This is a genomic window from Pseudomonas sp. BNK-7, from assembly GCF_048072025.1.
GTDB classification, from domain to species: Bacteria; Pseudomonadota; Gammaproteobacteria; order Pseudomonadales; family Pseudomonadaceae; genus Aquipseudomonas; species Aquipseudomonas danubii.
The window spans coordinates 5,775,632-5,798,815 of record NZ_CP182252.1 but is presented as its reverse complement, the minus strand read 5'-3'; the positions used below and the strand labels follow the sequence as shown (position 1 = coordinate 5,798,815).

At 65.7% G+C, this 23,184-nt stretch carries 22 protein-coding genes and 1 pseudogene; 11 read left to right on the top strand and 12 right to left on the bottom strand.

Features of this window, described 5'->3' with window-relative positions; translation table 11 throughout:
• The first annotated feature begins 71 nt into the window (after positions 1 to 71).
• From peaA to peaD, 4 genes are all read left to right on the top strand, one after another.
• Positions 72 to 1,652, top strand: coding sequence for a quinohemoprotein amine dehydrogenase subunit alpha (peaA, locus tag ACMGF8_RS26030; protein ID WP_416757727.1), 1,581 nt, complete (start codon positions 72 to 74; stop codon positions 1,650 to 1,652).
• A 79-nt stretch (positions 1,653 to 1,731) separates the two neighbouring features.
• Positions 1,732 to 3,165, top strand: coding sequence for a quinohemoprotein amine dehydrogenase maturation protein (gene peaB, locus ACMGF8_RS26025; RefSeq protein WP_207166302.1), 1,434 nt, complete (start codon positions 1,732 to 1,734; stop codon positions 3,163 to 3,165).
• 1 nt (position 3,166) lies between these two features.
• The gene (gene qhpC, locus ACMGF8_RS26020) at positions 3,167 to 3,490 is read left to right on the top strand and encodes a quinohemoprotein amine dehydrogenase subunit gamma (protein ID WP_102861784.1); all 324 of its coding nucleotides are present in this window, start codon (positions 3,167 to 3,169) and stop codon (positions 3,488 to 3,490) included.
• Between the two features lie 23 nt (positions 3,491 to 3,513).
• A complete protein-coding gene (peaD, locus tag ACMGF8_RS26015; protein WP_102861804.1) occupies positions 3,514 to 4,632 on the top strand; it encodes a quinohemoprotein amine dehydrogenase subunit beta in 1,119 nt (372 codons plus the stop codon).
• Between the two features lie 104 nt (positions 4,633 to 4,736).
• Here peaD and ACMGF8_RS26010 read toward each other — a convergent pair whose 3' ends face one another.
• From ACMGF8_RS26010 to ACMGF8_RS26000, 3 genes and pseudogenes are all read right to left on the bottom strand, one after another.
• Positions 4,737 to 5,135, bottom strand: coding sequence for a lysozyme inhibitor LprI family protein (locus ACMGF8_RS26010; RefSeq protein ID WP_250329990.1), 399 nt, complete (start codon positions 5,133 to 5,135; stop codon positions 4,737 to 4,739).
• A gap of 36 nt (positions 5,136 to 5,171) precedes the next feature.
• Positions 5,172 to 5,621, bottom strand: a complete 450-nt coding sequence (locus tag ACMGF8_RS26005; protein ID WP_308412655.1) for a GFA family protein — start codon at positions 5,619 to 5,621, stop codon at positions 5,172 to 5,174.
• A 51-nt stretch (positions 5,622 to 5,672) separates the two neighbouring features.
• Positions 5,673 to 6,494: pseudogene (locus ACMGF8_RS26000) on the bottom strand (ADP-ribosylglycohydrolase family protein); the annotation flags it as partial.
• A gap of 194 nt (positions 6,495 to 6,688) precedes the next feature.
• Between ACMGF8_RS26000 and ACMGF8_RS25995 the strand changes: the two are divergent.
• Positions 6,689 to 7,147 carry an SRPBCC family protein gene (locus ACMGF8_RS25995; RefSeq protein WP_115580575.1) on the top strand — a complete coding sequence of 153 codons (459 nt, stop codon included), beginning with the start codon at positions 6,689 to 6,691 and terminating at the stop codon, positions 7,145 to 7,147.
• A gap of 79 nt (positions 7,148 to 7,226) precedes the next feature.
• Positions 7,227 to 8,030, top strand: coding sequence for an aminoglycoside phosphotransferase family protein (locus tag ACMGF8_RS25990; protein ID WP_305950026.1), 804 nt, complete (start codon positions 7,227 to 7,229; stop codon positions 8,028 to 8,030).
• Between the two features lie 369 nt (positions 8,031 to 8,399).
• On the opposite strand, the gene ACMGF8_RS25985 is transcribed toward ACMGF8_RS25990, so the two are convergent.
• On the bottom strand, positions 8,400 to 9,725 hold the full coding sequence (locus ACMGF8_RS25985; RefSeq protein ID WP_115580573.1) for a PLP-dependent aminotransferase family protein: 1,326 nt from the start codon (positions 9,723 to 9,725) through the stop codon (positions 8,400 to 8,402).
• 87 nt (positions 9,726 to 9,812) lie between these two features.
• Here ACMGF8_RS25985 and ACMGF8_RS25980 point away from each other — a divergent pair, with 87 nt between their 5' ends.
• Together ACMGF8_RS25980 and ACMGF8_RS25975 are read left to right on the top strand one after the other, a co-directional pair.
• Positions 9,813 to 10,445, top strand: a complete 633-nt coding sequence (locus tag ACMGF8_RS25980) for a LysE family translocator (RefSeq protein WP_102861776.1) — start codon at positions 9,813 to 9,815, stop codon at positions 10,443 to 10,445.
• A 25-nt stretch (positions 10,446 to 10,470) separates the two neighbouring features.
• Entirely contained in the window at positions 10,471 to 10,815 is a 345-nt protein-coding gene (locus ACMGF8_RS25975) for an antibiotic biosynthesis monooxygenase family protein (protein WP_102861775.1), read from the top strand.
• Between the two features lie 21 nt (positions 10,816 to 10,836).
• Here ACMGF8_RS25975 and inhA read toward each other — a convergent pair whose 3' ends face one another.
• The gene (gene inhA / locus ACMGF8_RS25970) at positions 10,837 to 11,523 is read right to left on the bottom strand and encodes an isonitrile hydratase (protein WP_102861774.1); all 687 of its coding nucleotides are present in this window, start codon (positions 11,521 to 11,523) and stop codon (positions 10,837 to 10,839) included.
• Positions 11,524 to 11,615: 92 nt separating this feature from the next.
• On the opposite strand from inhA, the gene ACMGF8_RS25965 reads away from it, so the two are divergent.
• Positions 11,616 to 12,599, top strand: a complete 984-nt coding sequence (locus ACMGF8_RS25965) for a GlxA family transcriptional regulator (RefSeq protein WP_416757723.1) — start codon at positions 11,616 to 11,618, stop codon at positions 12,597 to 12,599.
• Positions 12,600 to 12,615: 16 nt separating this feature from the next.
• On the opposite strand, the gene ACMGF8_RS25960 is transcribed toward ACMGF8_RS25965, so the two are convergent.
• The 7 genes from ACMGF8_RS25960 to ACMGF8_RS25930 all read right to left on the bottom strand — a co-directional run bounded on the left by ACMGF8_RS25960 (position 12,616) and on the right by ACMGF8_RS25930 (position 19,902).
• On the bottom strand, positions 12,616 to 15,054 hold the full coding sequence (locus tag ACMGF8_RS25960) for an alpha/beta hydrolase (protein ID WP_416757721.1): 2,439 nt from the start codon (positions 15,052 to 15,054) through the stop codon (positions 12,616 to 12,618).
• A gap of 14 nt (positions 15,055 to 15,068) precedes the next feature.
• Positions 15,069 to 16,511: a TIGR01777 family oxidoreductase gene (locus ACMGF8_RS25955; protein WP_416757719.1), complete on the bottom strand. Its 1,443-nt coding sequence runs from the start codon at positions 16,509 to 16,511 to the stop codon at positions 15,069 to 15,071.
• A 15-nt stretch (positions 16,512 to 16,526) separates the two neighbouring features.
• Complete coding sequence (locus ACMGF8_RS25950; protein ID WP_102861770.1) at positions 16,527 to 17,000, bottom strand: hypothetical protein; 474 nt, start codon at positions 16,998 to 17,000, stop codon at positions 16,527 to 16,529.
• A 76-nt stretch (positions 17,001 to 17,076) separates the two neighbouring features.
• Entirely contained in the window at positions 17,077 to 17,982 is a 906-nt protein-coding gene (locus ACMGF8_RS25945) for an alpha/beta fold hydrolase (RefSeq protein ID WP_102861769.1), read from the bottom strand.
• A gap of 57 nt (positions 17,983 to 18,039) precedes the next feature.
• Positions 18,040 to 18,492, bottom strand: coding sequence for a hypothetical protein (locus ACMGF8_RS25940; RefSeq protein ID WP_207166296.1), 453 nt, complete (start codon positions 18,490 to 18,492; stop codon positions 18,040 to 18,042).
• Positions 18,493 to 18,607: 115 nt separating this feature from the next.
• On the bottom strand, positions 18,608 to 19,069 hold the full coding sequence (locus ACMGF8_RS25935; RefSeq protein WP_416757717.1) for a cysteine hydrolase family protein: 462 nt from the start codon (positions 19,067 to 19,069) through the stop codon (positions 18,608 to 18,610).
• 236 nt (positions 19,070 to 19,305) lie between these two features.
• Positions 19,306 to 19,902, bottom strand: coding sequence for a TetR/AcrR family transcriptional regulator (locus ACMGF8_RS25930; protein ID WP_102861766.1), 597 nt, complete (start codon positions 19,900 to 19,902; stop codon positions 19,306 to 19,308).
• Positions 19,903 to 20,037: 135 nt separating this feature from the next.
• Here ACMGF8_RS25930 and ACMGF8_RS25925 point away from each other — a divergent pair, with 135 nt between their 5' ends.
• Positions 20,038 to 21,237, top strand: coding sequence for an MFS transporter (locus ACMGF8_RS25925; protein ID WP_102861765.1), 1,200 nt, complete (start codon positions 20,038 to 20,040; stop codon positions 21,235 to 21,237).
• A gap of 200 nt (positions 21,238 to 21,437) precedes the next feature.
• The gene (locus ACMGF8_RS25920) at positions 21,438 to 23,054 is read left to right on the top strand and encodes a methyl-accepting chemotaxis protein (RefSeq protein ID WP_416757714.1); all 1,617 of its coding nucleotides are present in this window, start codon (positions 21,438 to 21,440) and stop codon (positions 23,052 to 23,054) included.
• Positions 23,055 to 23,184: the final 130 nt, after the last annotated feature.

Here is a 23,184-nt window from a genome sequence, read left to right as displayed (position 1 = left end):
CGCCGGACATGGCAGAAACCAAAAAAACGACTCGCTAAAAATAAGAAAGCACCGTGGGAGGTTCGACCCTGATGAAGAGAAAACTCCGCCTTAGGCTGAGCGCCAGCCTGCTGGCCATTGCCACCTGTAGCGCCTTGCATGCCCCTTCGAGTTTCGCCGCCCGGGATGCGCAGAGCATCCTCAAGGAAACCTGCCAGGGCTGCCACACCCCCGAGGCCGGGGGCGCCCTGAGCCGCATCAGCCATCAGCGCAAGACCCCGGAAGGCTGGCTGATGAGCATTGCCCGCATGCAGGTCATGCACGGGCTGCAAATCAGCGATGACGAGCGCCGTACCCTGGTCAAGTACCTCGCTGATACCCAGGGCCTGGCCCCCAGCGAGACCGACGGCGTGCGCTACGCCCTGGAGCGGCGCCTGAACACCGTCGAGCACTTCGACGAGCAGACCACCCAGATGTGCGCCCGTTGTCACTCTGGCGCGCGCATTGCCCTGCAACGGCGTCCGGCCCAGGAATGGGAGCGCCTGGTGAACTTCCACCTCGGCCAGTGGCCGTCCCTGGAGTACCAGGCCCTGTCCCGGGACCGCGAGTGGTTGCCCACCGCCCTCAAGGACATGGTGCCCTTGCTGGCCCAGCGTTACCCCCTCGACAACCCGGCCTGGAAGGCCTGGCAACAGGCCCGCCCGCAAGCGGCGGCACTGGCCGGCGACTGGAGCTTCAGTGGCCATCTACCGGGCAAGGGCGCACTGGCCGGGGTGATGAGCGTCAGCGCCGAGGCAGGCGATCAGTTCAAGGTCAGCGTCAAGGGTCAGTACGCCGATGGCAGCCCGTTCAATGGCCAGGGCAGCGCGATCCTCTACAGCGGTTATGAATGGCGCGGCAACGTCACGGTCGACGGCGTGGTCATGCGCCAGGTGCTGGCGGCCCAGGGCAATGCCCTGCAAGGGCGGATGTTCGAGGCCGAGCACGACGAGCGCGGCCTGGACTTCATTGCCGCCAGGCAGGGCAGCAGCCGGCTGCTGGCGGTGCAGCCGGGTTACCTGAAGGCCGGCGCAGAGGCTGAAGTGACCCTGGTGGGCGCGGGCCTCTCCGGCACCCCGAGTTTCGGCAAGGGCGTCGAGGTGCTGCAGGTGCTGGAGCAGAGCCCGGAGCGCATCCGCCTCAGGCTCAAGGCCGCGGCCAGCGCCCAGCCAGGGCTGCGCGAAGTCAGTGTCGGCAGCCTCAAGGGCGCCACGCTGGCGGTGTACCAGCGCATCGCCGAGGTCAAGGTGGTGCCGGCGTTCGCCGTGGCGCGAGTGGGTGACGGCGGCGGTTCGACGCCCAAGGTCCAGGGGCGTTTCGATGCCGAGGCCTGGGGCCAGGGCGCCGACGGCAAGGCCTATCGCATCGGCGTGATGCCGGCGCAATGGAAGGTCGAGGCCTTCGACGAGCAGGCGGCCAAGGACGAAGACGTCAAGTACGCCGGCAGCATGCAGGCCGACAGCGGGGTGTTCACCCCCGGCGATGCGGGGCCCAACCCGCAGCGCAAGATGTCCACCAACAACGCCGGCAACCTCAAGGTGATCGCCGCCGTGGATGACGCCGGCAAGGCCCTGACCGGCGAGGGCCAACTGATCGTCACCGTGCAACGCTGGAACAATCCACCCATTCCCTGAAGGCCGTCGAACGCTACCGACAGACACTTTCAGGCAATGACCGCAGGCCCCGAAAGCGGGGCTTGCACAGGAGGTTGTAATGGGCGCAATTCTGAATCTGGTGGAGCGCAACCTGCATGAAGTGCAGGTGGACGCCGACCGCATGCTGTTCCATATCCCCAGCAGTTCGCTGTTCGCCAGCGATGCCTTGACCTGCAGCATCATCGATGCCCTGCGCGGGCCCGGCTGTACCCCGGAAGACTTGATCCAACAGCTGGCTGGCGCTTACGACGGCTTGGATGTCAGCGACACCCTGCGCGAGCTGATCGCCCTGGAGCTGGTCAGCGACGGCTCGCCCCTGACCCCGGAAATCGGCGTCAAGCGGGTCGAGCGCACGGCAATCAATACCGTGGTGCTCAACGTCAACACTGGCTGCAACCTGAGCTGCACCTACTGCTACAAGGAAGACTTGGACAAGCCCTCGGCAGGCAAGAAGATGGGCCTGGACACGGCCATCGCCTCGGTGGAGATGCTGCTCCAGGAATCCCCGGACGAAGAGCGCTACACCGTGGTGTTCTTCGGCGGCGAGCCCCTGAGCAACCGGCCGCTGATCGAGGCCATGGTGGACTACTGCGAACAGCGTTTTAGCGCGGCCGGCAAGTTCGTCGAGTTCGTCATGACCACCAACGCCACCCTGCTGACCGAGGAGGTAGTGGATTACCTCAACGCTCATCGTTTCGGGCTGTCGGTGAGCATCGACGGGCCCAAGACCGTGCACGATCGCAACCGCATCACCGTGGGCGGGCAGGGCACCTATGACGTGGTGCGGCGCAAGGCGCAGATGCTCCTGGCGCGTTACAACAGCCGCCCGGTGGGGGCGCGGGTGACCCTGACCACCGGGGTCACCGACCTTGAGACCATCTGGGACCACCTGTTCAACGAGCTGGGGTTTGCCGAGGTGGGATTCGCCCCGGTGACCTCGGGCGACATCAGCAGCTTCAACCTCAGCAGCGAGGAGTTGATCGAGGTCTTCGCCAGCATGAAGCGCCTGGGGCGGCGTTATCTGGAGGCGGCGCTGGAGCACCGCAATATCGGTTTCTCCAACCTGCACCAGTTGATCACCGACATCCACGAAGGTCACAAGAAGGCGCTGCCCTGCGGCGCCGGGCTGAAGATGCTGGCGGTGGACCACAAGGGCGAACTGAACCTGTGCCACCGCTTCACCGGCTCATCCTTGCCGACCTTCGGCAACGTGCATGACGGCGGGGTCAAGCAGGTGCAACTCAACGACTTTCTGTCCCAGCGCCTGGACCGGACCCACACCGGTTGCGACAGCTGCCGCATCCGCAACCTGTGTTCCGGTGGCTGCTACCACGAGAGCTACGCCCGCTACGGCGACCCGGCGCACCCGACCTATCACTATTGCGAACTGATGCGTGACTGGGTGGATTTCGGCATCGAAGTCTACAGCCGGATCATGGCGCACAACCCTGCGTTCATCAGCAGTTACATCACTCCGCGCAAGGCCCACTGACATGAAACATCTCAAGCCGATCAATAACAAAGCTCAGAAACTGACCGAGGCTGCGGCCCAGGACCGGATCGAAGACGTGCTGGCGATGAACTCCGTGGCCGGTTGCGCTTCCACCACCGACCCGGGCTGGGAAATCGACGCCTTTGGCGGGGTCTCGTCCCTGTGCCAGCCCATGGAGGCCGACCTCTATGGCTGCTCCGACCCGTGCTGGTGGCCGGCCCAGGTGCCGGACATGATGAGCACCTACCCCGACTGGAACAAGGACGCCCAGGCCTCCAACGACAACTGGCGCAACCTCGGCACTGTCTTCCCGAAAGACAAGTGATGAACAAGAAGAAGGATTCCAGCATGCACAGCATCAAAGCCTGCGGCCTGGTCGCACTCGCGGTTCTCGGCGCCTGCTCGTTCAGCGTTCTGGCCGATGAAGGCCTGGCCCTCAACAGTGGCCACGAATACATGGTGACCACCAATTACCCGAACAACCTGCACGTCATCGATCTGGCCAGCGACAGCCTGTACAAGACCTGCAAGATGCCCGACGCCTTCGGCCCCGGCACCGTGCAACTGTCGCCGGACCGCAAGATCGCCTACGTGTTGAACAACCACTACGCGGATGTCTACGGCGTCGAGCTCGACAGCTGCAAGCAGGTGTTCCACGCCAGCATCACCCAGCACCCGGGGGAGAAGGCGCGCTCGATGTTCGCCTTCACCGTCAGCCACGACGGCAAGGAGCTGTACACCGTGGCCAACCCGACCTTGCTGCTCAATGATCGCTACGAGGTCAAGGAGCCGCGGCTGGATGTCTACGCCACCGACGCCGGGCTCAATGCCAAGCCGGTGCGCAGCTTCCCCGCGCCGCGCCAGCTGACCATCATGCAGAGCGGCGATGACGGTACTCTGTATGTGGCCGGGCCGGACCTGTACAAGGTTGACGTCAAGACCGGCAAGTTCGAGGTGCTGATCCCCAGCCGCCATTGGCAACGTCCCAACTACAGCGCTCCGGACGTGCTCTACGTGTGGAACCAGCAAACCTACCGGCATGACTTCTCGCTGCTCTACACCGCCGCGAAGTTCAAGGACAAGCAGCAGGACCCGGCCACCGCCGAGCCGCTGTACGGACTGTTCAGCGTCGACCTTGCGACCGGCAAGACCGAGACCACCGACTTCGGCCCCCTGACCGAAATCTACTTCAGCGGCATGCGTTCGCCCAAGGACCCGAACCTGATGTTCGGCGTGCTCAACCGCCTGGCCAAGTACGACATCAAGCAGAAGAAGCTGCTCCAGGCTGCAACCCTGGAACACTCCTACTACTGCATCTCGTTCAACCGGGCGGGGACCAAGATCTACCTGTCGGGGACCTTCAACGACGTAGCGATCTTCGATGTGCAGAGCATGCAGCAGATCGGCAAGATCACCTTGCCCGGGGGCGACATGGCCATCACCACCGCGCAGATCTTCATCCGCTGACTGCGTCTCCCGCCGCCGGCTCCTGTGGTAGGAGCCGGCGGGCCGGCGAACAGGCCCGCACGCTGTGGGGCGTCCTTACCGATGCTTTGCGGGCAAGCCCGCTCCTATTGCCTGGGTACCGGGCAGCTCAAATCCCCTTCCTCGCACTTCAGGTATTGCTTGAAGCTTTCCACCCGAGTCTTGGTCAAGGCCGTGATGCAGTTGCTGTAGGCCACCGGATACAGGCTGCCACCTTCCACCCCCGAGGTGGAAAAACCGCACTCGGCATCGCGGAACGCCAGCCAGGCGCGTTGGGCGCTGACCAGCAGTTTTTTGCTGTGTGGCTGGTCTTTCAGGCGCTGGTTGATCTGTTGGTAAAGGGTATTCAGCTCCTTGTCCGCGGCCTTGTGCTGGACGTTGGCGCACAGGTTCATATCGGTCTGGGTGCTGCTGTTGCAGTCGTAGGCCTGGGCCAATGGAGCCAGCAGCAGCGGCGCAAGGGCCAGAAGCAGGATCGGACGCATGGAAAGTCTCGCAATCGGTCAATGAGAAAAAACAGTCTAGCCGCGGCTGGGTTGCCACTCGGGCCAGCGCTCCAGCGCTTCGTCGGCCAGCCAGGGCACATCGTGGGAGGTCCAGATATGCACCTGTGGCGTCTGCCCCGGATCATCGTCCAGGGTCGCCACCCGCAGGATCACGTGGGGCTGGCCCGGCCGCTCCGCCAGCAAGTGAGAGCCGCAGACCGAGCAGAAGTGCCGCAGCTTGCCCGGCGAGGACTCGAACGCCCTCAGCAGCTCCTGGCCCCGGGTCCAGCGAAAGTGTTCGCGCATGACTCCGGCGGTTGAGGCAAAGGCCGCGGCATGGGCCTTGCGGCAGGTCCGGCAATGGCAGTGACCGATGGGCATGTCCAGGCGTTGCACTTGATATTGCACGCCCTGGCACAGGCAACTGCCGTTGAGTGGTCGGGCAGAGGCGTGGCGTTGCGAGGCTTGTAGCAGGTCGTCGGCCATGGCCTGGATCTCATCGCCCATGTGCAGTTGGGCCAGCCAGTGCGGCGGTATCCCCTGGACCCCATAAAAGGCTCCGGCCAGCTGACCGACGATGGCGGCAGTGGTGTCGGCGTCATCCCCCAGGTTAGTGGCGGCGAGCACCGCTTCGGCGTAGCTGTCCGTGTGCTGGAAGCACCACAGCGCGGCCTCCAGGGAGTCGACGCAGTAGCCGCTGCCGCGAATCTGCTCGCGGCTTTTCTCCCGGTAGCCGCCCTGAGCCAATGCCGCGACCTTGGGCTGGCTGAACGCCTGATCATCGAGCTGTTGCAGTTCCACCCTGCTGGCGCCACCCAGGGCCTTGGCGATCAGCCCGGCGAACAACTGGCAGCATTCGACGGCTTCGGCGGCGCCGTGGGTGGTGCGGGAACTGGCGCCGGCAAATTCACGGACCCGGGCCAGGTCGGGGTAGTGAAACAGCACCACGGGCGCCAGGCGCATCAACGAACCATTGCCGGCGGTTTGCGGGTCGGTTGCGCCGGCGAAGGGCTGGCCGTGTTCCTGGAAGTCGCTCAGGGCCTGGCGCACGGTCATGCCGATATCGAAGCACTCGCCGGTGGCGCTCAAATAGCCCCATTGCCACCAATTGAGGTAGCGGCCCATCTGGTCGGCCGGGTCGAAGCCGTCCTTGCGCAACAGGCTTTCCCCCAGGCACAGGGCCATGGAGGTGTCGTCGGTCCACTGCCCGGCCTTGAGGTTGAAGGGGCCGCCGCCCAGCAGATCGGTGACTGGCGTGAAGCTGCCACGGGGCTTGAATTCGACGCTGGTGCCGACGGCATCGCCACAGGCCAGGCCCAGCAGGCTGCCACGGTAGCGGTCGATCAGGGAGAGGGGCATGGCAGATCCTTTGCAAAGTAGAGGTGCAGTGGCGCCGGCGACAGTAGCATTTTTCGTTGGGGACGATCAGTCGCGCCTTCGGCCAGATAAAGGTTGCGCTGGACTCACAGAGGTCTAAGGTCTGTACGAAAACCCGCCGAACGAAGATCAGGTAGTTTCCGTACAGAGCTAGTGCTCATCACTGGAGGTGATCCATGAACTCTTCAGATCGCATCGAACGCAAGATCCTGCTGCATGCCAGCCCGGCGCAGGTATGGGCGGCACTGAGTGAAGCCGAGACCTTCGGTCGCTGGTTCGGCGTGGCCCTGCAGGGCCAGCATTTCGCTCCCGGCCAACGCACCCGGGGGGCGGTCACTTACCCAGGTTATGAACACCTGACCTGGGATGTGCAGGTGGAGCAGATGCTGCCCGAAGAGCTGTTTTCCTTTCGCTGGCATCCCTACCCCGTTGACCCGGCCCATGACTACTCGGCGGAGCCCACCACCCTGGTGCAGTTCGAACTGGAACCCCATGGCGGCGGCACCTTGCTGCGGGTGGTCGAATCGGGCTTCGACGGCATTCCCAGCGAGCGTCGGCTCAAGGCCTTTCGCATGAACAGCCGTGGTTGGGACGAGCAGATGAGCAACATAGAAAATCACTTGCAGCTGCGCTGAAGTCGTTTGCGGCAAGCGGCACGTTGCGGATCGAGTCGTGGTGTTTGAAACTTGCCGCTTACCGCTTGGAGCTGTTCTTTTGTTCGCAACCTATCTCGAACGTTGGCGTCTGCTGCCCGATGGCGAGGCCATCGTCACCCCGGGCAGCCGTTTGCTGCCCGTACGCCTGGAAGACGGCGCGCCAGCGATGCTGAAACTCGCCCTGGATGAGGACGAGCAGGGCGGTAACCGCCTGATGGCCTGGTGGGCCGGGGAGGGCGCGGCGCAGGTTTATGCCCAGGAGGATGAGGCGCTGTTGATGGAACGCGCGCTGGGCTCGCGTTCATTGATGCGCATGGCCCTGGCGGGCGAGCACGACGCCGTCAGCCACATTGTCTGCGCCACGCTGGCGCGCCTGCATGCGCCACGTGCGCAACCCTGGCCGGCGTTGCTGCCCCTGGATCATTGGTTCAAGGATCTGCGCGAGGCAGCGCAACAGCAGGGTGGCTTGTTGCTCAATAGCCTGGCCATGGCCGAGCAACTGTTGGCCGCGCCTCGGGACCTCGTGGTACTGCACGGCGATGTGCACCACGACAATGTGCTGGACTTCGGCGAGCGCGGCTGGCGGGTGATTGACCCAAAACGCGTGTACGGCGAGCGCACCTTCGACTTTGCCAACCTGATCTGCAATCCGGATTTGCCCAGCGCCACCGATCCACTGCGCTTTGCCCGGCAGGTGCAGGTGATCGCCGCGGCGGCGCAGCTCGACCCTCGACGCCTGGTGCAATGGGTGCTGGCGTTCAGTGGCCTGTCCGCCGCCTGGTTCCTCCAGGATGACCACCAGGCCGGAGCCCGCCACCAGCTCAAAGTCGCGGCTTTGGCCATTCAGGCACTGGCGTGTTGAGCTAGGGGTTTGCGTAAGTGAGCTATAGCGAATTTCCTACACGCGCTGTAATTCAATGCGCCTTCTGCGCACCGGGCTTTGTGTTTAATCTTCTTTCCCACAACTGCAGCGCAGGAAGCGCTCAGGATCAAGGAAGATCGACCATTAGCACGGATGCTGCAGACAGGAAGTCATGATGGTCTTGGAAAAAACCCGCTTCGGCGGGTTTTTTTTCGTCTGCATTTTCCAGTACCGCAGTCCTCGATAAACCCTGCAGCCGGCTTGCCGGCGAAGGGGCTGTTCAGGTCGCTTTCGCCGGCAAGCCGGCTCCTACGAATAGTGGTTGAGTTCGGCGGGTGATGTGCTGGCCGCAACCCGGAGTGCTCACGCTCAGCGGGTGACTTCGTTGCGGACTTTTACCAGGGCCTGTTCCAGCAGCGGCAGGCCAATGGAGCCCAGGGCTACCCGCAAAGCCTGGGGCACGTGAGCGGTGGTGGCGAAGGGTTCTGCCGAAGTCACCGTCACCCCCTGATGCTCCAGGGCCGACACCACGGCCTCGGCTCGCAAGCCTTCAGGCAATGTCAGCCAGAGAAAATACGACGATGGCCAGGCCTGAACATCGCAGTCCTTGAGTACCCGCCTGGCCAGCTGCTGGCGGCTGCGGGCATCGTTGCGCTTCTGCTCTTCCAGGCTGTCCACCAGCCCCGACTCGATCCAGCGACAGCCCAGGGTCACGGTCAGCGACGGGGTGCTCCAGGTAGACACGCGGATAGCCCGCTCCAGGGCCGGGATCATCTCCGGCGGCGCGACGATAAACCCCAGGCGCAATCCCGAAGCGACACTTTTCGACAGCCCGGAAATGTACAGCGTGCGCTCCGGGGCCAGGGTCTGCAGCGGCGGCGGTGCCGGTTCGGCGAGGAAAGCGTAGGCGCCGTCCTCGATCAGCAGCAGGTCATGCTCGCGGGCCAGTTGCGCCAGGCGTCGACGTTCGGCCAGGGGCATCACTGTGCCCAGCGGGTTGTGCAGGGTCGGCATGCAGTACAGCGCCCGCACCGGGCGCCGGCGGCACAGGGCCTGCAGGGCGTCGAGGTCCATCTGGCCGTTGTGTTGCGGCAGTGGTTCCAGGTCCAGGCGCTGGACCTGGGCCAGGGTCTTGAGGCCCGGGTAGGTCAGGGCGTCCACCGCCAGGATATCCCCGGGCTGGAGCAGCGCCAGCAGGCTCACCGCCAGCCCCTGCTGGGCGCCGTTGACGATCAGTACCTGCTCGGCGGCGACGCGGATCTCGCGGTTGCGCAGGTGCCGCGCTGCGGTCTGGCGCTCATGGGGGCGCCCACCCTGGGGCGCGGAATGCAGCAGGGCATCCAGGTCGCCGGAGGCGGCAATCGCCCGCAGGCCCTCGCGCAGGCTTTCCGCCTGGCCGGGCAGGGACGGGTAGTTGAACGACAAGTCCACCGAGGCGGCGCCGGCGGGGTGCTGTTCCAGGCCCATGCCCCGGGGCAGGCTGGTGTCGCGGACAAAGGTGCCGCGCCCGGGCTCGCCCACCACCAGGCCGATGGCTTCCAGCTCGTGGTAGACCCGCAGCGCCGTGGCCAGTGCCACCTGCTCGCTGGCCATCAGCGCCCGAACCGTCGGTAGCTGGGTGCCTGGGCACAGCTGGCCGGCGCGGATGCGCTGGGCGAAGTGATCGACGATGGTTTTGTAGCGGGTACGGCGCATGCTCGGCCACCTTGTGTATCTAGAACACTTTTTTGTTTGTATCAGATAGGGGGCCTAATCTAGCGGCTTTTGCGCAGGAGCGCGCACATGCCGGACCTTTCTACTCTGTCGATCTTCCTGGGCGCCGTGTTGCTGTTGCTGCTGTCGCCGGGGCCCAACATGGCCTTTGTCATCAGCCATGGCGTGGCCTATGGCTGGCGCGGTGGGGTGGCGTCGGGGTTGGGGATTGGCGCGGCGGATATCGGCCTGACCCTGCTCACGGCCACAGGCGTCACCGCCGTGGTGGCCAGCTGGCCACCGGCGTTCGATCTGCTCCGCTATGCCGGGGTCGCCTACCTGCTGTGGCTGGCCTGGAAAGCCCTGGCGGGTAACGGCGCCTTGAACCTCGTCGATGCCGTCCGGGTGCCGCTGTCCACGGTGTTTGTCCGGGCCCTGTGCAACAGCCTGCTGAACCCCAAGGCGTTGTTGTTCTTCATGGTGTTCCTGCCGCAATTCGTCCGGCCGGCTCACGGCAGCATCGCCTTGCAGCTGGTTGTCCTGGGACTGTTGCTGACCCTGGTCAGCGGAATCTTTCACACCAGCCTGGGGATCTTCGGCGCGCTCCTGACACGGAGCTTCTCCGGCACGACGGCACGTTTTGCCCGGCTGCAATCCTGGCTGCTGGCGGCGGTGTTGCTGGCGCTGGCTTTGCGCCTGGCACTGTTGGCCCGGCCGGTCTGACTTATCACCTCAACGGAGTTCAAGCATGTACATCGCCGCCTTTATCTATAAGCCGGGCCAGCGGGACGAGGAGTTCCATCGCCTCAGCGCGCTGATCGACGAAATTGCCATCAGCTTGCCGGGCTTTGTCGGCGCCCAATCCTGGACCAGCGCGGATCAGGCGCTGATCAATGCCAGTTATTACTGGGAGGATGAGGCTTCGATCCAGGCCTTTGCCCGTCACCCCAGGCACCTGGAAGCCAAGCGCCAGTACCGGCGCTGGTACGCCGGTTATCAGGTGGTGATTTCCAAAGTCGAACGCACTTATGGTGACGGCGCCATTGCTCAGTTGCTGAGCAATGATCGCCATGGGCAGGTACGCCGCGCTTGAAGGGAGGAGGCGTTGCGCGGCTCAGCCGGCTTGCAGTCGGGCAGCTGCCCGCAGGGTGATCTCCCGGCGCTTGTGCAGGGAGTCCGCTGCCCGGCTGCGGGCCTCTTGCACCACGCTGGCCGGGGCGGTGTCCGGGCTGCCGGCCTCGAACGGCGGCGCCGGGGCGTACTCCAGTTGCAGTTGCACCCGCTGCGCGGTGGCGGCGTCGAACAGTTCGGCGGCCAGGGTCAGGGCGAAGTCGATGCCGGCGGTAATGCCGCCGCCGGTCAGCAGGTTGCCGTCACGCACCACCCGCTCGCGCACCGGGATCGCCCCCAGGGGTGCCAGCAGTTCGTGGTAGGCCCAGTGGGTGGTGGCGCGCTTGCCCTGCAGCAGGCCGGCGGCGCCAAGCACCAGGGAGCCGGTGCACACCGAGGTCACATACCGCGCCCGGGCCGCTTGCCGACGGATGAACGCCAGGGTCTGGGGATCTTCCATCAAGGGCCCGACACCGGCGCCCCCGGGAATGCAGAGCACATCCAGGGGCGGGCAGTCGGCAAAGCCGGTGGTGGCCTGCAGCACCATGCCAGAGCTGGCGATCACCGGCCCGGTTTCCTTCCAGAGCAGGTGCAGCTGTACGTCGGGCAGCGAGGCCAGCACGTCGTGGGGACCGGTCAGGTCCAGTTGTTGAACCTCTGGAAACAACAGAAAACCTATCTGCACTGTCATGGCCTGTTCCTTGTGTGGGTGGGGTGGACGGCTTGACTCTAGCGTTCTAGGATTTGGCGCATACGCCAACCTGCCCTCGATTTACGCCAATCATGTTCAGCTCCGCGAAAAATGTGTTTGTCCTGGCCTTCGCCAATGCCCAGTTGCTGGATGTCACCGGCCCGTTGCAGGTGTTTGCCTCGGCCAATGACCGGGCCCGTGGCCTGGGCTTGCCCTTGCCCTACAACCCCAGGGTCATTGCCAACCCGGGCGGGGCGACCCTGAGTTCATCGGGGCTGGCGCTGCTGGCCGAGGCCCTGCCGGCGCCGGAGGTGGCCTGCGACACCTTGATCATTGCCGGCGGTTGGGGCGTCTACGAGGCGGCTCGGGACCCGCAGCTGGTGGCCTGGGTCGCCCAGCGCGCAACGGCCTCGCGGCGGGTGGCCTCGGTCTGCACCGGGGCTTTTTTGCTGGCCGCCAGTGGCTGGCTGGACGGGCGCCGGGTGGTGACCCACTGGACCCGCTGCGATCAACTGGCCGAGCAATACCCGCAGCTGCGGGTGGAGCCCAATCCGATCTTTATCAACGATGGCCCGGTGTGGACCTCGGCCGGAGTCACCGCCGGTATCGACCTGGCCCTGGCCCTGGTGGAGGCCGACCTGGGGCGCGAGGCGGCGCTGGATGTGGCCCGGCAACTGGTGGTGTTTCTCAAGCGCCCGGGCGGCCAGTCGCAGTTCAGCGTGACCCTGTCGCTGCAAAACAGCGGCGGGCGTTTCGATGGCTTGCACGCCTGGATTGCCGAGAATCTCAGTCGCGAGCTGACCTTGCCGATCCTGGCCCAGCAGGCGGGCATGAGCGAGCGCAGCTTCGTCCGTCACTACCGCGCCGACACCGGCCAGACCCCGGCCCGGGCCATCGAACTGATCCGCGTGGAAACCGCCCGGCGCCTGCTGGCCGACACCGGCCTGCCGATCAAGCGCATCGCCGCCCAATGCGGTTTTGGCAGTGAAGAAACCCTGCGCCGCAGCCTGCTGCGGGCCCTGGGGGTGACGCCCCAGGCCTACCGCGAACGTTTTGCCAGCACCGAGCAGGTCTGAGCCCCGGGGGCGCGGTTCAGCCTTCGACCAGGCTCAGCCGGCCGTCGCTATACAGCACTTCGCGGCCGACCCAGGCCGTGTCCACTTGCGGCAGCACCGCCGACGGCTTGCGCAGTTCCCGCAGTAGCGTGGAGCCGTGGGACAGGCGCCCACCCATGCGCGCGATCACGGCCCGGGCCGCTTGGTAGTGAGCGTGGCGCCCGGGATCGAGGGTATCTTCCAGGAGGATATCGACCCCCAGCACGCCCTGGACCTGCCCCGGATAGATCATGAAGCCCGCGGCCTGCTCGCTGCCTTCGCGGCCGTCCTGCCAGAAGCTGCCGCCGCGGCTGCGCGGCTGCTCGTGGGGGGCGAACCAGTAGCCGCGATCGGCCTCGGGCACGGCGTGGTGCAGGCGGAAAAAGATCCGCATCAGGTTGTCCCGGTACCACTCGCGCACTTGCAGGTAGTAGCCGCGCATGCCCGGCAAACCCAGGCGGTGGGCCAGGGTGATGGCCGGGCTCCAGTGCGGGAAAGCCTGCAGCGGCAACTCGGTGCAGGGCGGGCGCGGGGTGCCGGGGTCGGTTTCCCAGGGCAGGCGATGGGGGCTGTGGTCCAGGTTGTCGTAGGCGGTGGGCGGGCGCCCCAGCAGCGCGCCGCCGCTGCTGGCCAGGGCGGTGGCGATGCACAGGTTGCCCTGCACCACGAACACATAGAAACGGCTGAACCAGTCCGCCAGTTGCTGGCCGTTGGCAGCGCTCTGATGCAACTGCGCCAACTCGTCATCGAAGCGCCGCAGGCCGCGTTCCAGGGTCAGCAGATGGCCTCGGGCAACGTGCTGCATGCGCAGGAAACGCGGCAGCGAGCGCAGCAGCCGCAGCGGGCGCAGGGGCAGCTTCGGGGTGGCGCCACCGACTTCCCCGGCGTAGCTGGAGGAGGGCAGGCCCCAATCGGCCAGGCGCGCCAGGAACAGGTCGTTGTTGATATAGGAAGCCCCGCCGAACACCGCGGTGAAGGGTTCGTTGTCCTGCAGCACCCGGCTGTCCCAGCGGGCCATGATCGCCGGGATGCTCGCCGCTGCCCGGCGCTGGCCGTACTCGACGAAGCGGCTGGGTTGCGGCGGCAGGATTTCGGCGATATTGGCTGCGGTCAGGTGCCGGCGCCAGCCGTAGTCGCTGATGGGGCGGTACTGCAGCAGCCACAGTTGCTGACCGTCCCAGGCCCATTCCACATCGCCGGGCACATAGTGGAAGACCTTCAGCACCCCTTGCAGGAAGTCCCACAAGGCACTGGCGTCGAGTCCCTGGGTGCTGGCGAAGTGGCCACTTTCCCAGGCACTGCCCAGCCGCGAGAGCACCGCCCGCTGGGGGCTGACCTGACCGTCGGCGAGGCTTTCCAGATGGCCTTCGACCCACTCCAGCTCCACCGCGAGATGACGCACGAAGGCGATCCCCGACAGGGTCGGCTGGATGAAGCGCTGCACCACCACTTCCTCGACGCCGGCGTCCCGCAGTTCGCTGATACGCGCAGGCACGTCCGTGCTGGCGACCCGCAAGTAAGTGGTGCTCAGCCCGGCATTGGCCGAGTCGGCCTGATCTTCGCCGTAGCTGGAAGAACGCACCGCCCACAGGGCCTGCGGCTGGCTGGCGAGCAGGGCCGGCAAGCGCGGGTCGCCGGCGCTGTCCAGGGACAGGGCGCTGGGCACCGGCTGGCCGGCCAGTTCTGCCAGGCGCAGGCGGCCGCCCTTGGTGTGGGCGACGAAACCCGGGTCGCCGGACTCCAGCCAGTCGACGAACGCCGTCGGCGCATCGATCCAGGGGTAATGGCCCCAGCCCGGCTTGAGGCTGATCCGCAGGTCGGCCCGGGCCAGGATCGCCGACCAGGCCGCAGCCTGGGCCATCCCCAGCAGCCGGTCCTGGTCGCCCCAGACCAGGTGCACCGGGTCCTTGATCCACTCCAGCAGTGGCAGCGCGGTGTCGGCCCGCAGCTGTTCCCACAGCGGCACGAAAGCCCGGCAGCGGGCATAGCCCGAGCCCATGCGCTGGTATTGCTCCTGGGTCCACGGCTGGCGCGAGAACTTGCCGGCGAACAGGGTCGGTTTATGGCTGAGCAAGCCATGAATCAGCAGGCGCGCCGGCAGCGGCGACATCAGTGCCGGCAGGCGCCGTTGCCAGAGAAAGGCCCCCACCGGAGACAGCAGCACACTGCGCGAGAAATGCCCGGGGCGGCGTTGCAGGGCGTGCAGCACGATCAACGCGCTGACCCCCACCGCGACAATCGCGTTGCCCGGCGCCGTCATGCCCAGCAGGGCCTCGGCGTATTCGCCGAGGTCATTGCAAGGAGGCAGCGGATTGTCGCCAAAGCCCGGCAGTTCCAGCGGCTGCACCTGATAGCGTTGAAAGTGCGGCAGGGCATCGTCCCACCAGTCGGCGGCGCTGCCATTGCCCGCCAGCAGGTACAACAGGGGCTTGCTCATGGGCATTCCTCAGCTCAGGTCAGGTCGCGCAGGGCGGCGTCCAGGGTCGGGTAACGGAAGCGGTAGCCGGCCTGCAGCAGGCGCGCGGGCACCACCTTCTGGCCGTCGAAGAACAGCTCGGCCATTTCCCCGGCCAGGGCCCGCACCGGCGCGGCCGGCACATGCAGCCACACCGGACGCTTGAGCACCTTGCCGACGGTGGTGGCGAAGGTGCCCTGGCTCACCGCTTCCGGCGCCACCATGTTGTAGGTGCCGGACAGGGACGCGTCGTTCATCGCCCGGGCCATCACCTGCAACACGTCGTCGCGGTGCACCCAGCTCATGATCTGCTGGCCATCGCCCATGCGTCCGCCAAAGCCGAAATGGAAGGGCAGCAGCAGGGGTTTCAAGGCGCCGCCGGGACCGAACACGATGCCCAGGCGCAGCACCACCTGGCGCACGCCGAAACGGGTGGCCGGTTCCGCCGAGGACTCCCAGCGCGCGCACAGATCGGCCATGAAGCCTTCACCGCGCTCGGCGTTTTCATCCAGGCTCTGGCTGGCGTCGCGCACCCCGTAGAAGCCGATGGCCGACGCCTGGATCCACAGCTCCGGCTTGTGCTGGGCGTGTTGCAGCCAGTTGAGCAGGGCCTCGGTGGTGCCGACCCGGCTGGCCAACAGTTGCGCCTGGCGCTTGGCCGACCAGCGCGGCCCGGCCACCGGGGCGCCGGCCAGGTTGATGATCACGTCGAAGGCCTCGCCATGGCCCAGCTTGCTCAACGAGCGCAGGCAGCGGGCACGACCGTCGAACAGGTAGGCGGCGCGCAGCGGATCGCGGGCCAGCACGCTGACGGTGTGCCCGGCATCCAGCAGTTGGTTGACCAGGGTTTCACCGATAAAGCCGGTGCCACCGGTGACCAGCACCCGTTTGCCGGCACCGCCGGCAAAGGGATTGGCGCCCTGGCCCTGGCGTTGCAAGCGCAACGCCGCCAGGCCGTCACGAATCCCCGAGGCCGTCACACCGATGGCAAACAGGCTCAGGGCCCAGCCTTGCCAGCCCAGGTCGATGGGGCTCAAGGCGCTGGGCAGGCGCGACCACTCCAGCAGTTGCAGGCCGTACAGGGCGAAGAAGGCCCCGGCATTGATCGCCAGCACGGTGTGCATGATGCGTTCGATGGCCGGCAGCTTGCGGCTGCGGTCCTCGACCACGAAGTCCCACAGGGTCAGGCCGATTTCCAGGGCGAACAGCACGGCGATCACCAGCGCCCAGATGCCCTGGAACGCCAGGTGGGCAATGCCCATGAACAGTACGCCGTAGAAGCACGAGCGCAGGGCGTGGATCGCCAGCTCCTTGCGCGCGCCGTGGCGTTGCGGCAGGGCCACGGTGAGTTCGTGATGGTAGATCGTGTCCAGGGCGCCGAGCACGCCCTGGGCGAGCAACAGGGCGATGGCCCACTGCAGGATTGGCAAATCAGCCACGATGGTGAAGTCCTTTTACGAGGGAAGACGAGAGGTACGGCGGTCGTGGCGCTGCAGCCACAGTAACGGTGGCAGCAGCACCAGCAGGGCGAAGCTGTCGATCCACAGGTGCGCGGTCATGTTCATCTGCCACGACAGCCACATGTCCTGGGGCGCCCACAGCACAATCCCGGCCATCAGCCAGGCCCAGGCCGCCGGTGCCCGCAGGCGGTTGCCCAGGTGCACCAGGCCCAGCAGGTACAACGAATAGCTTTGCAGGGTGGCACCGAACAGGCCCAGCCACCAGACCTGCTGGGCCCGGGCCGGCGCCGGTGCGGCGGCGCCCCAGAAGGCCTGTTCGATACTGGCCAGGTAGTCGTTGAACAGGCCGCTGTGGCCGGCCCAGGTCAGCAGCAGTCCGGCCAGCAGATGGCCGGCGCCGACAGCGTAGAGCCAAAGCACCAGGGCCCGGCGCAGGCCGGGCCGGGGGGAAGTCGTGGCGGGTAACATTCCATGTCCTGTGGGGGATCAAAGGCGCGAAGTGTACCGATTTTTCCCCGGCATGGCGTGCAGCCTGCAGCTCTTCTCAGGCGTTCTGGAGCAACTCCAGCAGCGCGTCGAGGGTGGCTTGCGGGGCTTCCTGGGGCAGGTTATGGCCGACGCCGGGCAGGATACTGCGCTGATAGGGCCCGCTGAACAGGCCGATATCGGGGTCCGGCTCGGTGGCCGGGCCGACCCCGTCGTCGGCGCCACAGAGGGCGATGGTCGGCACCTGGATCGGCGGTTGTGCCTGCAACGCCTGCTCGATGCTTTCCAGGCTGGGGTCGCCGGGTACGTAGCCGAAGCGATGGCGGTAGGAATGGATCACCACTTCGACAAAGTCCGGGTTGTCGAAGGACGGCGCGCTCAGGCCATAGCACTGCGGTCCCTGCTTCCAGGTCGGCGACCACTGGCGCCACAACAGCTCGCAGAAGGCCCGACGGTTGGCCGTCAGCCCATCCACCCCGCGCTGAGTGTTGAAGTAGTACTGGTACCACAACCGGTGCTCGGTCTCTGGCGCCCTGGGTTCGCAGGCCCCGGGGATGTCCTGGATGTTGTAGCCGTCGGCGCTCATCAGGCCCTTGACCCGCTGCGGCCACAGGGCGGCGACGATGCAGGCGGCGCGACCGCCCCAGTCGTAGCCAGCGAGGGTGGCTTGGGGCAACTGCAGTGCATCCATCAGCTCCAGCAGGTCCCGGGCCAGGGCGGCCTGCTGCCCGGAGCGCATGATCTGCTCGCTGACAAAGCGCGTCGGGCCGTAGCCCCGCAGGTAGGGAACGATGACCCGATAGCCGCGCTCGGCCAGGGGCGGGGCGATCTCGTCGTAGGCCCGCACGTCGTAGGGAAAACCGTGGAGCAGGATCACCGGCTCGCCAGTGGTCGGGCCGTGTGCTTCATAGGCAAGGTGCAGGCTGGGGGTCGTGACCTGATGCAGGGTGGCTGAGCTGGGCATGGTGGCTCCGGGGTTCGGTGACTTGAAACACCCTAGCTCAAAACGGTTACGGCTGATCTAGAGCGACTCGTACTGGCCGTCCTGGTCGACGTAGAACACCTCGCTGAGGTACCAGCGCTGGCCGCTGAAGATCAGGTGGTAGTGGTAATCGGCAGCAAAGCCCTCGCCGGGGCTGATTGCCCGGGTTTTCACTAGCGCGCGATCCGCGGTTCGGCTGCTGGAGAGGATCTGCTCGTACGCTGTGCCGTGGCTGGCCGGGGAACTGAAGGCAATGGGCTGGCCCTGAAAGCCCGGCAGGCAGAACTTGGTCAGCAACTGGGCGTACTCCTGCTGTGCCAGATCCATCGATTGCAGGGGCGCGTTGTCCGCTTGGCGGGCGCTGGCCCTGTCGCTCCACTGCTGATAGTCGGCAATGAATTGCCGGACCAGCGCTTCGGGTGAATCGCTGAACGAGGCGCACAAGGCGGGGTTGCAGAACAACAGGGCAAGCAGGGCGACAAATCTTTTCATGGGTGGGGAGTCACTTGCGTTTTGGTAGGCGAACGGCGCGCAGGCGCGGAGTCTAGCGCTGCTTGGCACCTGGCGTATCGATGGCCTCACACTGCCTTCGCCGGCACGCCGGCTTCTACAGTTCGTCGCTGCGGATCAGGTGCTTGAAGTGATGTCGCCACAGGTCAATACCCAGGCCGCCGCTGCGGTCCAGGGATGAACCCACCGTCAGGTCGGTAAGCAGGGTCGGCTGCAATCCGGCATCGAACAGGGCAAAGCCGGCGGCCAGCACGCAGGTGTCGGTCTGGATGCCACACACCAGCACGCGTTCGGGACAGAGGCTTTTCAGGTAGTCGAGTATGTCTGCCGTTGGCCCATAGCCGTGCTTGATGAAAACCTTATCGGCGGCCACCAGGCTCTGGTCGTCCGCCGCCGGTTGCCAGCCCAGTTGCCGGGCGAAGGGCGTGCGGCTCTCATCATGGCGTTCCACCGTGGCCACCGAGGGCATCTGTCCCAGCAGTGCGTTGATGCCTTCCACCAGCCATGGCGGTGGGTTGAAACAGGGTTGCACATCAATGATCAGCAGCACCTGATGCATGCCGTTTCTCCTTGGGGCTCGGGTGAAAAGCTCGTCAGTGTGCCGCCAGTTAACGCGTCAGGCGAGCGTCGCTGGCTGGCGCAGGCCGATGCAGTTGCCCCAGGGGTCCTGCACCTGGCAGATCCATTCACCGCCTTGATCGGAGAGTCGGGCATGGGGCCAATTCCGTTTCTGGCGGGCACAAAGGGCTGAGCGCTTCGGTCAGCACCGGAGCCGGGCTCAGGGTGTCAGAGCGTTCAGTTCGGTTGCTGCCGCCGCAGCCCGCGCAGCAGCAGCTCAAGCCCCTGCAGCGACTCATCGAGGCGGGCCTCAGGCTGCTCGGCGGCGGCAATCCACAGTGCGGCCTCCACCAGGCTGCCGTTGATCAATCGCGCCAGGGCCTGGGGCGACGCCGGTTCGATCACCTGCTCCTGGATCAGCCGGCTCAGCAGGGCACCAAGGGTGTCGATGCACTGATCCTCGCCGGCCTGGGTGACGTCCCCCAGCACCGCCCGTGCGTCTTGCAGGACGATGCGTTGGATTTCCGGCTCCAGCGCCATCTCCAGATAGGCCTGGCAACGCTGGCAGAAAGCCTCCCAGGGATCGGCAACCTCGCTGGAGATGGCCTCCAGGCGTTGATCCATTTCCCCGTCGATCTGTTCCACCACCGCCGCCAGCAACCCCTGCTTGTCGCCGAAGTGGTGATACAGCGCGCCGCGGGTCAGTCCGGCTTCAGCGGTCAGGTCGTCCATGGACGTCTTGGCATAGCCCAGGCGGGCAAAGGCCTGGCGCGCGCTGGCAATCAGCCTGGCGCGGGTGGCTTCGATCATCTCGGCGCGAGGGCGGCGGCTCATGAACACAGTTCTCCAACAAAGGGTGGGTTGACATACGCGGCGTATGTTTACATGATTTTTGACATACGCGGCGTATGTATTTTTGCTGCGCGAGCACTTTGTGGCAAGTTGCAGCCCCCCAAGGAGTCGTTATAAATGGCAAACCCCTATCGCGAACTGTTCAAGGCCCCCGGCAGTCGGGCGTTCGTCCTGGCCGGCATGATCGCGCGCATGCCGATCTCCATGACCGGCATCGGCCTGATCACCATGCTCGCGCAGCTCCATGGCGGTTATGCCCTGGCCGGTTCCGTGGCGGCCACCTTTGCCTTGGCCACGGCCTTCTGCGCGCCCCAGGTGTCACGCTGGGTGGACCGCTTCGGCCAGGGCAGGGTGCTGCCCCTGGCCGCGGGCCTTGGAGGCGGTGCCTTGCTGGCGCTGCTGCTGTGCACGCGTTTGCAGGCCCCGCACTGGACTCTGTTCATCTGCGCCGCCCTGGCCGGTTGCATGCCCAGCATGTCGGCCATGGTCCGCGCCCGCTGGACCGAGCTGTACCGTGGCCAGCCGCAGTTGCAGACCGCCTACGCCCTGGAGTCGGTGCTCGATGAGGTCTGCTTCATCATCGGTCCCCCGGTGTCGGTGGGCCTGTGCGTGGGGCTGTTCCCCGAGGCCGGGCCCCTGGCCGCGCTGTTGATGCTGGCCCTGGGGGTGAGTGTGTTCGTCATGCAGAAAAGCACCGAGCCGCCGGTGCACCCCCACGAGGAGGGGCATGCGGGCTCGATCATTCGCTCCGCTGAAATCCGCCTGTTGATCCTGTTGATGGTGGCCATGGGCACCATAGTCGGCGTGGTGGATGTGGTCAGCGTGGCCTTTGCCCAGCACCAGGGGCAGCCGGCGGCGGCGAGCATCGTGCTCTCGGTGTACGCCATCGGCTCGTGCCTGGCGGGCATTGCCTTCGGCGCGCTGAAACTGGCCACGCCCTTGCCCCGGCTGTTCATGTACGGCGGTATCGCCACGGCCCTGGCCACCTTGCCGCTGCTCTGGGCGAGCAATGTCTTTGGCCTGTCCCTGGCGGTGTTCGTCGCCGGGCTGTTTTTCTCCCCGACCCTGATTGTCGCCATGGCCCTGGTGGAGCGCATCGTGCCCCCGGCCAAGCTCACCGAGGGCCTGACCTGGCTGGTCACCGGCCTGAGCATTGGCGTGGCCCTGGGGGCAGCGGGGTCCGGGTTCCTGGTGGACCATTTCGGCGCCCGCAGCGGCTTCTGGCTGGCCCTGGGCGGCGGCGCGGTGGTGCTGGGGGCGGCGTTGCAGAGCTATCGACGCCTGATGCGCGATGCGCCTGAGCCGGATGCCACCTGAGTCCGGCGTCAGCTGAATCCGACGTCGCCTCAAAACCACCAGCAAGCGTGCGGCCTGAGCGGGCGCCTCCTGCTGGCGTACGCCTGAGCGTGGACGGTGCGTTCATCCGGCCAGGCGAGGGGGGTATTTCCCGACCATACTTGCCCCACGTTGCCTGACCTGTGCGTCGCGGCCGCGTTTTTTCTGGCCGGGGATTGCACATGAACTATTTCAGCATACGAGCACGGCTCATCGTTCTTATCGTTCTGATGCTGGTGGGCAGCCTGGCGATAGGGGTTTCGGGTCTGCTGGGGGTAGAGGGGGTCCTGGGGCGGCTCAACAGCGTCTATCTGGATCGTGTGGTGCCCTTGCGGGACTTGAAGCAGGTGGCTGATCTGTACGCGGTGAATATCGTCGACAGCAGCCACAAGGCCCGCAATGGCAGCTTGTCATTCAAGGAAGCTCGGCAGCAGGTGGAGGAGGCCGAGCAGCAGATCGCGGACATCTGGAAGGCCTACAAGGCCACGTTGCTGATCGATGAAGAGGTGCGCCTGATCGAGCGCATCGAGCCCTTGATGGTCCAGGCCAAGCAGCCATTGCAGAAGCTCAAGACCTTGCTCGGCAGCGAAGACAAGGCCGGCTTGGCGCTGTTCACCGCCCAGGAACTGTATCCGGTGATTGATCCGCTGTCAGAGGACTTCAATCAACTGATTGCCGTGCAACTGCAGGAGTCGTCTCGCAGTTACGAACAGGGCAAGCGGGTCTACGAGAACAATGTGCTGTTCACCTGGGGACTGCTGCTGATTCTCCTGTGTGGCGGTGGCGGCTTTGCGTGGTTGCTCAGCCGCAGCATTACCCAGCGTTTGGATGGGCTGCAAAAGACGGTGGCCCGCACCGCCTCGGGGGATTTGCGTGAGCCGGTGAAGGTCGCCGGTCGCGACGAGATCAGTCAGGTTCAGCTCTCGCTGCAGAGCATGCAGAACACCTTGCGCGATACCTTGCAGGCGATTCAGGCCAGCGCTACGCAATTGCACAAGCAAGCCCAGGGGCTGCGTGTGACCGCGACCAGCAACAAACAGGGCATCAGCCAGCAGAACCAGGAAATCGAGCTGGCCGCGAAAGCGGTCAACCAGATGTCCCTGGCGGTGGATCAGGTCGCTCGCAACGCCAACCTGACCTTCGACTCCACCCGTGATGCGCAGCGCGAGGCCCGTTCAGGGCGTGAACAGGTGGGGCAGACCTGCCTCACCATCGAACAGCTGGGACAGCGGTTGCAGACGACCTCGGGCACCATCACGCGGCTGGCCGATGAAGTGTTGTCCATCAGCCGAGTGCTGGAAGTGATTCGCGCCATTGCCGAACAGATCAACCTGCTGGCCCTCAATGCGGCCATCGAGGCCGCCCGGGCAGGCGAGCAGGGGCGAGGGTTTGCCGTCGTCGCCGACGAAGTCCGAGCGCTGGCGCAACGCACCCAGAGCTCCACTGCGGAAATCGAAGGCATGATCACCTCCGTTCAGGCCACCAGCCGTGAGGCGGTGCAGGCGATGGTCGCGAACAATGAGTATGTCGAGCGCAGCAATGCGAAGGCGTTGGAGGCTGACGGGGGGCTGGCGCAGATTGCCGAGCGCATCGTTCAGATCAACGAAATGAACCAGGCAATTGCCAGCACCGCAGAGCAACAGGCGCAGGTTTCCCGGGAAGTCGATCAGAATCTGCTGGCGATTCGCGACGTGGCGGCACACAACGTCGACAGCGCGGCACAGACTTCCAGCGTCAGCGACCAGTTGGCGAGCCTGGCGGGAGACCTGCATGGTCAGGTCCAGCGCTTCCAGCTATGAGCACCTTGGGCCGGCTCGCCACGCTGACGCGGCGTCGCAGACAACCGGTTAGCGCCGGCCCATGGGTTGCCGTCCGCTTGCCGGGGGCGAGCGCGTCCTAATTTCTCCGCCTTGCACTGCGTTTCCTTAA